Source organism: Ruegeria sp. AK11 (assembly GCF_056541095.1).
Window position 1 is genome coordinate 1 of the sequence record NZ_JBQFXU010000021.1, and the last position, 12,421, is coordinate 12,421.

A 12,421-nucleotide genomic window follows, 5' to 3' on the forward strand; every position below is an offset into this window, starting at 1 on the left:
TCAGAACGCGGCGTAGATTGAAACTGCGGCGAGCCTGATCCTCCTAAGCCAATCAAACGCTCGTGTTCCAAATCATTCGATGACGGACAAGAAGGAGGGTCGCGCCAATTGATCTAATCAGGTTCATATCTCTCTCCATTGCTTTGTCGGACTTACGTCTTGATGTTCTTTGCTCCGAGCCGGCCGAGGGGGTCTGACATTTGTCGGCTCAAAACCCGAACCTTGCGCCAATGAACGGTCCCTGAAAAGTCAGATCAGACAGCACCTGGGAGTTACCGAGATCCCAGGTCAGATACCGGTAACCAAACACCAAGTCCCAATTGTTGATCCGGTAATTGACGGCGGCACTGAGTTGCGCAGTCAGATCACTTTCGCCTGCCCCGATGTCCGCGTAGTAAGAAAGACCCCACCGATCTGCGATCCGGGTCGTCCCACGGACGCCGACTATTGCGTCCCAGTTGTTGATCCCGCCTGAGATTCGCTGTGATCCTAAGCCAATGGAGATACTGGCACTGGTGTCGAGATCCATGCCCCGAAACCCGCCCAGAACAGCGACCCGCGTGTCGGCGTTGTCGACAAGATCATAGCCCACGGAGCCGGAAAATACCGTACCGCGCACGTCGGCATCCGCGCTGGCTGGAATGCCTGGGCCCACGGCGGCGTCCTGGTCATCACTCAGATCCAGGTACAAGGCGTCCGCAAAAATCGAGAACCTGCCACGCCGCGCCTCAACCGCGCCCATCAATGCAAAATCGAGATTGTCGAGAATGTCGCTGAAGCTGATGTCGATGCTGCCACCGGTTGTTGTTTCTCCGCTCAGCGCCGGGCCCCAGAGATACAGATAGCCGGTGAAATCCCAACTCGCATCTTGCGCATTTCCATTCGTTGCCCAGCCCAAAGACAAAGCAACGCTTAGAGTGGCCAGGAGTTGCCTTTGAGCTGACGTGGTTTTTTTAAACATGACATTGACCTGTTGATGGGCTGGCTATTCAGTGCGACGCACTTTCTTCAACTTCGAGGTGGGCGCGCAGACAGGCTCTGCGCGCCATTGGGCTTTTATTCTTGCCAGCTCATGAAGACCTGCCGCGCTTCTTCGCTTTCGGGACGCAGGTTTTCTATGCCGCCATACGGAACGTCCTTGCCGATCTCAGAGTTCGGATACTTGGCGATCATCTTCTGATGGCGCTTGACCATGTCCTGGAAGGAGGCACCGGACCACAGCGCGTTTCCGATCAGAGCGTTCTCTTCCCGCGGGTCGCGGTAGATGTTGAAGACGGGTGCTGCCGCTCCGGGCTGACCTGGCGCAGGCAGGTGCATTTTGAACTCTTGCTTGACGACTGAACGCAGAACCGGTCCCTCATAGACATACACGTAGTCGCGGCGGCCGTTGCCCTCACCTTCAAGCAGCAGGGCGGTCTGATCGATCCCGTCGATCACCCGATCACGCGGAATGAAATCCGTTGCGCCAGCGATGCGTGCCATCGTGGTGTAGATGTCCGAGACGTGAAAGATGTCACCAGCGGCGCTGTCTGCTTCGATCACTCCGGGCCAGCGGATGAAGGCATCCGTACGTACGCCACCTTCGAGGTGTTGGGTTTTGCCGCCGCGATAGATCAGTTGGTTCAGCCCCGACGTCCCCTCGTATTGGTGCATCAACCCGTTATCCGCCATGATCATGACGATGGTATTGTCTGCCTCACCGGTTTCTTCCAACTTTGCCAGCAAGTCTCCGATCCACCTGTCCAAAAGCTGCAACTTGTCCGCATGGAACCCGCCGTTTCGCGAAAGCGCCTGATCGGGATAGACAAAGTTCAGCGGGTAGAGCGGCCAATACTGAAGAAAGAAGGGCTCATCCATAGCCGCGACGCGTTCTAGCTGTTCAATCGCCTGCGCTTGATAGCGTTCATTCATCTCTTCATACTTGGCCTGCGTCCATTCTTCGCCCGCAACCATTTCGACCTCGCGGGCGGGCCCACCTGCCTCACCTTCGACACCGGTCACCAAACCATAGGGCTTGAACCGCTCATCCAGCAGGAACTCATTATTCTGGCCTGATGCATGGTATCCTAGCATATTGTTGGCCTGCATGGCTTCGCGGGTCATCAGGCTCAGCTGAACCTGTTGATGCAGCGGGAAAGCCGCCCAATCGAAGCCCTGATTGTGTGGATACGCTTCCTCTATGTCGCCCTGATGCCATTTGCCAACATGGGAGGTATTGTACCCCGCCTGTTTCAGGATCTCAGGCAACGTCACTTCACTCGCCGGCAGACCTTCACCCACCAAAGCAACCTTTACTTCCTCTACCCCGGCCCGGATCGGATGGCGTCCGGTCAGCATAGCCGTTCGCGTCGGCGTGCATGAGGGCTCAGTGTACATCCGCATCAACGACATGCCCTCGCTGGCAAAGTCATTGATGTTCGGGGTTTCAATGCCCATCACGTAGTTCATCTTTCGCTCGCCCATCTGGCCGAAGCTGATGTCATCGATAAGGATGTATAGAAAATTCGGTGGCTTACCGCCGTTGGCGCCCCGGATTTCTGCCAACCTCGCTTCAATCTCAACATCCTGCGCATCCCATTGCTCTCCGAACTGAGCGCGCAAAAATTCAAACTCACCGTCGTACACAATCGCGTCTTGTTGTGCGACCGCTGGCATGGCGCACAACACTGCAAACATACAGGCCGCGACACCAGTCTTCTTTGTAACACTAGTCACTCTTTGATCCTCCTTGAGTACTCGCAGATTCCATGGCCTGAACAATCAGTTCGTGGCACGTGGCCGAGAGCGATTGTTTTGATCTCTGCGCCAATGCCAAAAGGCGTTCGTGCTCAGGTGGCGTAAGAAACGTCACAACCCGTTCTGACCGCGCATCGGCTTCAGGAAGCCGCGGGCGACCCATAGTTGTATCGTTTGAGGACCCCCCAGTCACTTGACACCCCGCCTATCGAATTAGCTAGATTACCGGTAAACTGTCAGGCTCTGGGAATGGACCACATCAAAAATTCGCCAAATTTGCAGAATGCTCCTCCTCCCGGATCGGACGGAGTGGCACCCGCAATCGCGCTGAATTTTGACCATCCCAACATGATTGGTGACTTTACACCCTGGGAGATCGACTTTCGGCAGCTCGATGCGGGGCGTTTGTCTACGAGAATAACAGTGCGCTCAGGACACGCGGTGTCCGCTCTGAACATCGCGATGAACCAACGCGTTCACCAGCGCGGTGTTTCACCGAAGGGATGGATGACCTTTGGCATCCCATCAAAGGGCGCAGTCGACAAATGGCAAGCAAAGGACGTAACCGATGGTGCATTTCTGTCTTTTGGAGACAGCGATGGATTTGACGGAGTTTCGACGGCCGGATTTACAGGTAACGTCATATCCTTTGAAACCCAACGACTGGAGAAGCTGGCTGACGCCTGTGGGTTTCATCTGAATGGCCACAGACCGGATGCCCGCAAATTGAGTTCCAAAGCAGGGTTGGTCTGCCTGGCGCAATTGGAGCGCCACGTATCCCAACTGCTTAGCAACTCTGATGCGCTATGGTCTCAAGAGGCAGAGGAAACTCTGATGCTTGAGGCCCTGAGCATCCTGACTGACAACGAAGCACATTTTGACAGAAGTCAGGCGCATACCAGACGACGTGCCCTCCACCGAGCAATCGACCGTATGCTCGCCAATCTTGAAGAACCAATTTCGATAGAAGAGATTTGCAAAGAAAGCGGGGCGTCCTGGCGAACCCTGGATCGCGCGTTCAAGGAGCAGTTCGGACAAGGCCCCAAGTCATACTATATGCGACTTCGGCTGAACCGCGTTCGAGAGGACCTTCTTGCAGGGACTTTCGATGGTAAAATAGCTGACGCTGCCAACCGGTGCGGATTTTGGCACATGGGTCAGTTCGCGAGGGACTACAGACTGTTTTTTGGCGTACTGCCATCCCAGACGTGGGGTGGTCCAAACTAGAAATTCGGTATCCGGATTCGAGCAACAATTGCCACCGGCATTCAGAAATACAAACTTACTTCGCTGTAAGTCAGCCTACTCTCCTCGGTGCCTTGGAGTTGGAGTTCCCCCGGCTTGATGGACACTTTTTCACTGATGAAGGATAGTGTTTTTCATGCCGAGAACGAGGAACCCGTATCTTCGTTGAACTGGTTCGGTCAGGTGCTGCTTTTGATGAACACTTCGTTCGTCAGGGAGTACAGCGTCCTGGCGCAAAGCTGGTTTTTTGCTGAGTCTGATGCACAGGCGATTGGTGTGGCAGCTTCAAAGATACCTTCGGACCAATATCGTTCCGGTCTTGAAAGCGGCGTCAAGGCAGGGCACTCGCTATCGCACGAAGACTATCCGTATGAGTTGGGTTATGTTTCTGTCTCACCTGATCATGGGAAGCGCGGCATAGGGCGAAAACTTGTCGACATCGTGTTGGAACCTGCAGAGGGAAAAGGTGTTTTTGCCACTACAAGCAACCCTGCGATGAAGGACGGAGTTCTACAACAAAAAGGAGTTTTCCAGACTGGAAACGTTTGGAAAAACGACAAAAACGAAACGCTTCAACTCTTACTTCGAAGCGCACAGAAAAGTGATCGTGTCCCTGTTTCGGCCCGTTCCTGCCGTTGGCCATTTGATGCGAATGCTGCGGTGCGGTTCGTCAGAGCCGCCATTCGCTGCAAGTGCAAAATCTCCAAGTATCGGAACTCACAGTCCGCGGACAAAGGGAACTTTCACCGGGCAGGTGCCAAGGTCTGCTTCCGGATTTCTTTAAGATTTTCGAGCGTTTCTTCTTTGGCTGAATAAGGAGGCGATTGCGGCTTCAAAAAAACACTAATGTCGGCGATCTCGCTTATGCCAGCGTCGATACAGGCGTCCTTTGAAATATCTACTTGCCACGCCACAGCAACCAATACGTGACACCAAACGCCAGACCGAGTCCAGAATACCCAACGAAATAAAGCGGCTCCAGGTCCGTCGTATCGAGTGTAATGACCTTTCTGGCAACGGCCATCAGGGCAGTTGCAACTACCAGCTTCACATGTATGACATCGGCCGTCAGGTAGAGCGTGACATTCGTGTAAATCTCGATAGCGATCAGCACAACAAGCGCGGCCGCAAAAACCTCCAACAGAACACTGACGTCAAGAATCAGGGCCGGTGGACTTACAAGCTTGATGTAGAACGAGTAACCGGCGTCGATGACGGCAAATCCGATCACAACGACCATGAACAAAGACATCACCCGAACGGCGTGTCGAATGAGCCGATTGCAGCTTCTGACAATCAGATCCTAATGGTCAGGGTCAAGCTCGACATGCGCTTGCGCATTGCGTTGCATCTGATCGGCCATCAAGACCTCCCTATTTTCGACGTTTCATAAAAAGTTCTTCAGCCAAACGTCAGCGCCCTCTGGGCAAGACGACCTGAGCCTGCAAACGCAAGCGAACGCCTTCGGCACCCACTTCGGGCGCTTCGAGCCAATAGCCCGCCCCCGCTTGCAGATTGACCGGCAGCGCCCCCCATTGGACCAGCTTGGAGACCGAAGCGTTTATAGGCACAGCCCAGGCATCAGTTTCCCAGTCATAGGCGCTTTCGCTTTGCAGCGAATAGGTCCACGCGCCTTCGGTGGAATAAGCAAGAAAGGGCTGGACAAAACTCACATTCGTGGGGGTGTCGGGGTTGCTTTCTAGATCCCACAGATGATTGGCCAGCGCACCATAGGTCCACGGACCGGTCTGTCGCAGTGCAATGCCGGTGATCCCAGCAGCCCATGTATCACTCGATACGTCGCTAAAGGTTGGAAAGCGCACAACGGGACCCACGCCCCACGTTATGTCCCCGGTTCCGATTGGCGAGAACCACGCAGAGAAAAGGATATCTCCGAACCCCTCCTGGCGTGTGCCCGGCACAACGTCTTCCTGCCAGATGTAAGGAATGATAGTTCGGGTGATCAGGTTAAGGTCATCGTTCAGTTGAAAGGGCACGACTGGTTGAAAGTTCAGCGTGGTGCGCGAGCCCTGATCAGAGACGCCCAGATTTTCATCTTGGTTCAATTGAAACGGAACCGAGACGATTGCCGCAAGCGGGTTGGCCAGTTCCTGGGCCAGATCGGATGCCTCGTCTGCAACGGTTGTGGTTCCGGCACTGGCTGCAAAAAGCAGCCCCATAAGAGTATGGGATCGACGCATAGCCGTGTACTCCTTTTGAAATGCAGGTTGGGCGAGTGGCCTAGTTGATCGGCTCCAACTTCGGGAAGGTCCAATTGCCGTTCAGGATTGCATCCTCCGGCTCATAAAGGCGGATCGCATAGTTCCAGCCCGAAGTGATCGGCAGACAGTTCACGCGGCCATCGTCGCACCCACCGAAATGCAACGTGACCGAGCCGTCTTCTGCTGCTTCGGCTGTGTAACCGTTGTAGCTGTTTACGCCCAGATCATTGGCTTCCAGAAAGCCGTCACCGTTATAGACAGTCACCGACCAGAACGCCCGAACCGGCACATCCTTGACGGTTACCGCATGCGGTGTTTCGCCGTCATTCTGATCGACCGCGTCCAACAGATAGATCGCGGCCTCAGGCGGAAGACCGCCCCAACCCGAGAACGCACCGACCAGAAACTGAACCGGATCAATCTCGTCCTTTGTTCTGCCAAAGGCGCGGGCTGAATCGGTGCCCAGCAAGGATAAATCGTTTATCGCCTGACGCGCAGTGGCAAGTTGTTCGGTGTTCCAGTTGGGCGCGTCAAACGGGCCCGTTCCACCGCCGCTGACGACAATTCCATCCTGTGCCGCTTGCGCGGCGGCAATATCATCCGGGTCAGTCACATCGACGAATGTGCGAAACGCGATGAAACCAAAGCGCGTACCAAGGTCTTCCTGTGTGATTTGATACGTGCCGGGCTCTGCCTCGGCATACATGAAGTGGTCCTGATTGATGACATGCATCGAGATATAGCGGCCATCCGCTTTAGGCAGTGTCACTTCGACGGGTTCGCTCAAATCCAGCAGAACGCCGGAGTAGAGCGTGTCCTGGTTCATGCGGATGACGGGCTGGTTATCCGGTGTGGTGGCTTCGCGCATATGCCCCAATTCGCCAACAGCGAGGCCGAGATTGGCCATGTTGGTCCGAAACATGTGATCTGTCTCGGCGCGCACAAGGGTGTCGACGGTCACATCGACCATGTCTTCGGCCCAAACGCCTGTCGGGAGTGTAAGCGCGACTGTCAGAAGAAGCTTTTTCATCGTAAGCATCCTGTTGTTCAGTTTGCGGGTTCTACGGAGGGGAAGACCCAGCTTCCGTCGATGACCTCTGGGCCCGGCTGATAAAGGCGCACGGCATAGTTCCAGCCATCCATGATCGGGAGACAGTTCACACGTCCGTCGTTGCAACCGCCGAAGTGCACGGTCACACTGCCATCGTCATTCTTGGTGCCTGAGACCGAGTTGACCACATACGTGTCGAGGGAATTGAGTTCAAAAAACCCGTCTGCATTATAAAGGCTCACGGACCAGAATGCGTTCACTGGCACATCCGCCGGGACCTGGATTTTGTATTCCCCAAGCGGCAGGCCGGGCTCGATATTAAGATAAAAGGCCTCGTCTTCTGGCAGCCCACCAAAGCCGACTGCTGTGCCAAGGAAATGGCGTAATGGGTCTACATGATCTGCCTTACCAAAAGTCCGGACGCTGTCTGTGGCGAACCTGCCCAGCTCAATTGCGGCTTGGCGCAGCGCCTCAAAGCTCTCCGCGTCGTAATTGGGCATTTCGAAGGGCGTTGCGGAGGCAGCATCAATGGTGAACCCGTCCTGAATTGCATTGACCGCCGCAACATCCTTGGGGCTCTCGGCATCCACCAGTATTCTCATGAAAACAAGTACGTAGGGGGTATGGAATGTACCCATGTCAAGCTGGAACACACCGCCACCGTCGAACACTTCATTGATGAAATGATCCTGATTGACCACCATCGTCGTCATGTATCGGTCGCCCACATCGGGCAGAGTCAAGGTTACGCCTTGGCTGATATCAATAACCGCAACGCTGTAGAGTGTGTCGCGATTCATCCGAATGGTGGGCTGATTGTCGATGGGGGTGGGTTCTTTGAAGTGAAAGAACTGATTTACGCCTCCGGCCAGGCCATTGTACGTCTTCAGTTCATTGTCTGTAGCAGCCCGAACAAAGTTGTTTATGGTAATGGGCACTTCGTATGTCTCAGCAAGTGCATCGACCGTGGTATCAAAGCTCTGAGCGGTCGCTGTGCTTCCAATCAAGACAGCTAAAGCAGCAAGTTTCCAGCGTTTGTGCGTGAGATTCATAGTTTGCCCGCTCCACTAGCCAATTACAGAAATGCATTGCTTGATGGTCCCGGCACCTGATCAAAAGCGCATTCTCACGCCTCTCATTTTGTTGTTTTTTAAAATGCTACAATTGGAGCCTTGGCCATCTCTCTCCAACAAACCACAAAGTTCGAATGTATGCCCTGACAGATTGGAGCGACCGCTTCCGAAAACTGGTTAAAAATGACAGGTAGCGATAGCGTTTCGGCCAACAACTAGAAACTCTCTTTGCATATTGACCCGACGGCGGTCCTATTATTCGTGTGGTGATGTCAATCTCTTAGAGCGCACTTTCTGCGGGTAGCGTGGTTCAATTCGATTGAGCCCCTACCAGCGGGCACCTGACTTTTTTACCTCAAAAAGTGACTTCCGCTTTGACGCAGGTCAGGGACACAGAGCCGCGCTGGTCTATGCTTGACGTGCCCGACCTTTCAATTGCGGGGTCTTAAGGAGCTATGATGACAGGGCATGACGCACATGCTCAACACAGAACACCGCCGCTTACACGCGGGCGGGTTATCGTGCCGCTTTTGCTTGCGTTTCAAGAATCCGGTCAATCTGTAGAAAGTCTCCTAGCGGAATTCGATCTATCCTTCTCGGAATTGAACGCTCCGAGTTGTTTCATTCCGCACGACACTGTCTATGCCGTGTTTGAAGCCGTCGCACAAAAGACATCCCCAGACTTTCCAGCACTTGTTGGTCAAACTTCAGATCCGACCGTTGCATCCCCATTCGGACAGGCCTTTCGCGTAGCAAAGTCGCTGGCCGATTTCATTGCCAGGTTTTGCGTTCATGCGGGAAACAACACAAACGCGGTCACCATGACACTCGATGTCTCTGGAGAGTTCGCCGTGCTGTCCGCCAAACGCAGGTTCACGCCATGCTGTTCGCCCGCCTATATGGATGCGTTTCAGATCAGCCGATGGGCTACGTTGCTGCATGAAACCGCAGGTCAGCGTTGGGAAGCAAATAAGGTTCTTGTGCGTGTGAACCGTCCTGATCTGCTCCCGTCTTACTTCTACGGTATCCGGGCGGTAGGTGCGGGCTCAGACGGGTATTCCATCCGCTTCCCAAGTGCCTGGCTTTTGTTTGAACTGGTTAACCGAACCGCGACCGAGTACGTGTTGACCACTCAGGACGAAAAAAACCCTGTACCTACAGACTTGTTGAGTTCGATCCAAAGCGTTGCCAACTCAAGGGTCAGGCGCACGGACTTGTCGGCTACGGCGCTCGCCAAGGCATGCGGTTTTCGAGGCGCGGTTCTCAACCGACGGCTTGCTGTCTATGGGACATCACTGTCGCGCATCGTCATCGAAGCCAAATGTGACCAGGCGAAACATCTGCTTTCCAAGTCTGAATTGTCGGTGGGCGATATCGCTGATCATTTGGGATACTCTGACGCGACGGCCATGACACGGGCCTTCAAGAAATGGACGGGTCAAACACCGTCAGAGTTTCGCGCCCGTGAAATGAATAGCGTTAAGGCATCTGTTCCGATACTCGACCCGGTCGAATGCGATTGTGAAACGTAACAGGACAACGGCGCGGCCCATCTTTTGCCGCGCCTCGAACTCGGGATAGGCAAAGGGGGGAGCGGGCCATGGCGTGCTTAAAAATACGGTGTATCGCAAGCAGTTTTCTGGTTGCGGCGACGATGCTGCCCGGCGGATCAACAGCAGTGGCACAGGACTCCGACTGGAGTTTTTCCGGCAGCTTCTACATCTACGCGGCGGACACCAAGACAACCATTGGATCGCTGGAGTCGGAACTCAGCTTCAGTGAAGCGGTTGAAAACCTTGATCTGGCATTCATGGGTACACTTGAAGCGCGAAGTGGTCGGTGGTCGCTGATCGCGGACTACATGCGCACAGACCTGTCCTTTGACAATGACACTCCCGGCCCGGTGTTCAGTGGCGCTGAAACCAGTCTGAAGACGCAGTTTTTAAGTGGATATGCCGCTTACACGGCCTATCAAGACAAAAACCTGGCCGTCGATCTCGGTGGCGGGTTTCGCTGGTTTGAGACGAGCAGCACGATCACTCTGGTCGGCGGCCCCACCCCGGCACCAAGTTCCAGTGCCAGCGACGATTGGATAGACCCTCTGATTGCGGCCCGTATCCGGTATCAGATCAATGACCGATGGTCGGCCGTTGCCTTGGCCGACTATGGTGGATTTCGCTCAGATCGCGAAACCGCACAGTTTTTGGCAACGGTAGGTTATGCGATCGCTCCAAAGTGGAATTTGCGCGCAGGTTATCGCTACATCATGGTCGACAAAGGTGAAGTTGACAGCAGGTTCAAGCTCTCACAATTCGGACCCGTGTTGGGTGTGACCTACAGCTTCTGAGTAAGGGCATTATGCGAAAGGCGGCCATGCCGAACACAAACAGGTCTGTAGTATCGAAGTTGCGCCAAGGCGCGAGCAGCGGTGCCGACATGCTTGGGACCGACAATTGCAGCCGGATGCGAACAGTCGGACAAAGGCAATTCAGAAAAGGAACGACGAGGCGACTGATTGCCAGAGCTTTGCCTGCGGCAACCGTGTGTTCGTTCTGTGTCCTCGCTGCCTGCGGGCCAAACATCTATGACGAAATTGAACTGATGCCCTCCCCAACGGTCTATGCCGAGGCTGCTTTTGACCCTTACAAGGACATCACGGAAGACAATTTCGTGCAGCGTTCGCAGCTATTCTACGCTACAGATCGGCTGCCCGCGGTTCCCGGCGACCCACAAGCCTATTACAACAATGAGCGCGGTCACATTCTGCGTACCGGCATTTCCGAAGTGCAAAGCAACCCCCCATTGGCGACGTTGAAAAAGCTTCGCCACGTTACCATGACGCGCGACCGCGCTAAGGACTACACGCTCAGCTTGTCTGACGTACAAGAGATTGGTGTCATGCCGTTCAGTGTCACGCGCTACATGAACGATCCACCTTCGCAAAAGGAGATGAAGGCAGCCGGACTTCGGTTTGCCCAATGGATTGACGATCACCTTGCAGCCTCTCGCAACAAAGACATTTTCATCTATGTCCATGGCTACAATGTCGATTTTGATTACTCGACCCTTGTCTCCAAAGAGTTGCAACACTTTCTGGGCTATCAGGGCGCCTTCATCAGCTACAATTGGCCCGCTACACCCAATCGCTTGGCGTATTTTCGGGATCAGGAATCTGCATTGGCGACGCGCCGCAATTTGCGTTCTCTTGTCGAATACTTGTCGGCAAACACCAACGCCCGGCGCATTCACCTTATAGGATACAGCGCAGGCTCAAGGCTCGCATTTGAAGCCGCCTATCAGATTGCTTTGCGGCCTGGGCCAAAGCCGCGGCTGGGGCAGTTGATCCTGATCAGCAGCGATCTTGATCGAAGCTATTTCTTGCAATCAATTGAAGACGGCCTTCTGGATGCCGTTATAGGTGTGACACTCTATCAATCGCAGACCGATTCAGCGCTGGCGATGTCACGGTTGGTCTTCGGCCGCGACCGTCTGGGTCAGGTTTCCGATGAAGCAATAAATGGGTCTCTGTTCCAGCGCCGACTGTCTGAGATGAAAACCCTACATATCATCGATGTGACCGAGGCCGAAGCAGCCGATACAGGAAACGGGCATTGGTACTTTCGGTCTTCGCCCTGGGCCAGCAGTGACCTGTTCATTTCTCTGCTTACAGACCGAGATCCTCAAGCGCGCGGGCTTGTGCGTGCTCCGGGCGAAGCTGTCTGGAGTTTTCCATCGAATTATCCGCAGACACTGCAACGCTTTCGAAATGGCAGCTAGTACTGGGACTCCAGTGGGTCAGAACCATTAGAACCAGTTTCTGGATTTAATCTATGAGCCTGACAACGCACCTAGAATGCTCAACGCAAAGCTGACGTTCGAGCAACGCGCAGCATCGGTAGAAGTGGGCTCCAGTGCAGACCTCGGAGGCAGCGCAGCATCCAACCGACAGATCCTTTCCGCCTCGGCAAGGACGGCCCAAACCAGACCTGCGTTGTACCTTCGGAACTGTCCGCCATCAGCACCCATGGAACAGACTAGGTTGATTGCGTAGCGGAGGATTTCAGGCTCATCGTAACCATCAGAGAGTGGAGATG

Annotated in this window: 12 protein-coding genes; 5 read left to right on the plus strand and 7 right to left on the minus strand. The window is 54.4% G+C overall.

Features of this window, described 5'->3' with window-relative positions:
* Positions 1–208 precede the first annotated feature (208 nt).
* Both ACR0D9_RS20195 and ACR0D9_RS20200 read right to left on the minus strand, forming a co-directional pair.
* Positions 209–961, minus strand: a complete 753-nt coding sequence (locus tag ACR0D9_RS20195; protein ID WP_480482910.1) for a hypothetical protein — start codon at positions 959–961, stop codon at positions 209–211.
* Positions 962–1,056: 95 nt separating this feature from the next.
* Positions 1,057–2,715, minus strand: a complete 1,659-nt coding sequence (locus tag ACR0D9_RS20200) for a sulfatase-like hydrolase/transferase (RefSeq protein WP_480540052.1) — start codon at positions 2,713–2,715, stop codon at positions 1,057–1,059.
* A 330-nt stretch (positions 2,716–3,045) separates the two neighbouring features.
* Here ACR0D9_RS20200 and ACR0D9_RS20205 point away from each other — a divergent pair, with 330 nt between their 5' ends.
* Complete coding sequence (locus ACR0D9_RS20205) at positions 3,046–3,963, plus strand: helix-turn-helix domain-containing protein (protein WP_480540053.1); 918 nt, start codon at positions 3,046–3,048, stop codon at positions 3,961–3,963.
* Positions 3,964–4,080: 117 nt separating this feature from the next.
* A complete protein-coding gene (locus tag ACR0D9_RS20210; protein WP_480482916.1) occupies positions 4,081–4,797 on the plus strand; it encodes a GNAT family N-acetyltransferase in 717 nt (238 codons plus the stop codon).
* Between the two features lie 82 nt (positions 4,798–4,879).
* On the opposite strand, the gene ACR0D9_RS20215 is transcribed toward ACR0D9_RS20210, so the two are convergent.
* The 4 genes from ACR0D9_RS20215 to ACR0D9_RS20230 form a co-directional block, all read right to left on the minus strand.
* Positions 4,880–5,233 (minus strand): phosphate-starvation-inducible PsiE family protein, encoded by a 354-nt coding sequence (locus ACR0D9_RS20215; RefSeq protein WP_170738391.1) that lies wholly within the window; start codon positions 5,231–5,233, stop codon positions 4,880–4,882.
* Positions 5,234–5,393: 160 nt separating this feature from the next.
* Positions 5,394–6,182, minus strand: a complete 789-nt coding sequence (locus ACR0D9_RS20220) for a transporter (protein ID WP_480482918.1) — start codon at positions 6,180–6,182, stop codon at positions 5,394–5,396.
* Between the two features lie 40 nt (positions 6,183–6,222).
* Complete coding sequence (locus ACR0D9_RS20225; protein WP_170717655.1) at positions 6,223–7,233, minus strand: DUF1254 domain-containing protein; 1,011 nt, start codon at positions 7,231–7,233, stop codon at positions 6,223–6,225.
* A 17-nt stretch (positions 7,234–7,250) separates the two neighbouring features.
* Positions 7,251–8,306: a DUF1214 domain-containing protein gene (locus ACR0D9_RS20230; RefSeq protein WP_480482920.1), complete on the minus strand. Its 1,056-nt coding sequence runs from the start codon at positions 8,304–8,306 to the stop codon at positions 7,251–7,253.
* Positions 8,307–8,785: 479 nt separating this feature from the next.
* Between ACR0D9_RS20230 and ACR0D9_RS20235 the strand changes: the two genes are divergently transcribed.
* The 3 genes from ACR0D9_RS20235 (at position 8,786) to ACR0D9_RS20245 (ending at position 12,104) form a co-directional block, all read left to right on the plus strand.
* Positions 8,786–9,859 carry an AraC family transcriptional regulator gene (locus tag ACR0D9_RS20235; protein WP_480482922.1) on the plus strand — a complete coding sequence of 358 codons (1,074 nt, stop codon included), beginning with the start codon at positions 8,786–8,788 and terminating at the stop codon, positions 9,857–9,859.
* A 68-nt stretch (positions 9,860–9,927) separates the two neighbouring features.
* Complete coding sequence (locus ACR0D9_RS20240) at positions 9,928–10,674, plus strand: outer membrane protein (protein WP_480540055.1); 747 nt, start codon at positions 9,928–9,930, stop codon at positions 10,672–10,674.
* 254 nt (positions 10,675–10,928) lie between these two features.
* Positions 10,929–12,104, plus strand: a complete 1,176-nt coding sequence (locus ACR0D9_RS20245) for an alpha/beta hydrolase (protein WP_480540057.1) — start codon at positions 10,929–10,931, stop codon at positions 12,102–12,104.
* A 51-nt stretch (positions 12,105–12,155) separates the two neighbouring features.
* Here ACR0D9_RS20245 and ACR0D9_RS20250 read toward each other — a convergent pair.
* Positions 12,156–12,421: hypothetical protein (locus ACR0D9_RS20250; protein ID WP_480540059.1), on the minus strand; the 266-nt coding region annotated here is incomplete at its 5' end.

Bases quoted from the DNA above. Each gene is read 5' to 3' on its own strand.
- ACR0D9_RS20195 (WP_480482910.1), bottom strand. From the start codon at position 961: ATGTTTAAAAAAACCACGTCAGCTCAAAGGCAACTCCTGGCCACTCTA.
- ACR0D9_RS20210 (WP_480482916.1), top strand. From the start codon at position 4,081: ATGGACACTTTTTCACTGATGAAGGATAGTGTTTTTCATGCCGAGAAC.
- ACR0D9_RS20215 (WP_170738391.1), bottom strand. From the start codon at position 5,233: ATGTCTTTGTTCATGGTCGTTGTGATCGGATTTGCCGTCATCGACGCC.
- ACR0D9_RS20220 (WP_480482918.1), bottom strand. From the start codon at position 6,182: ATGCGTCGATCCCATACTCTTATGGGGCTGCTTTTTGCAGCCAGTGCC.
- ACR0D9_RS20225 (WP_170717655.1), bottom strand. From the start codon at position 7,233: ATGAAAAAGCTTCTTCTGACAGTCGCGCTTACACTCCCGACAGGCGTT.
- ACR0D9_RS20230 (WP_480482920.1), bottom strand. From the start codon at position 8,306: ATGAATCTCACGCACAAACGCTGGAAACTTGCTGCTTTAGCTGTCTTG.
- ACR0D9_RS20235 (WP_480482922.1), top strand. From the start codon at position 8,786: ATGACAGGGCATGACGCACATGCTCAACACAGAACACCGCCGCTTACA.
- ACR0D9_RS20240 (WP_480540055.1), top strand. From the start codon at position 9,928: ATGGCGTGCTTAAAAATACGGTGTATCGCAAGCAGTTTTCTGGTTGCG.
- ACR0D9_RS20245 (WP_480540057.1), top strand. From the start codon at position 10,929: ATGCCCTCCCCAACGGTCTATGCCGAGGCTGCTTTTGACCCTTACAAG.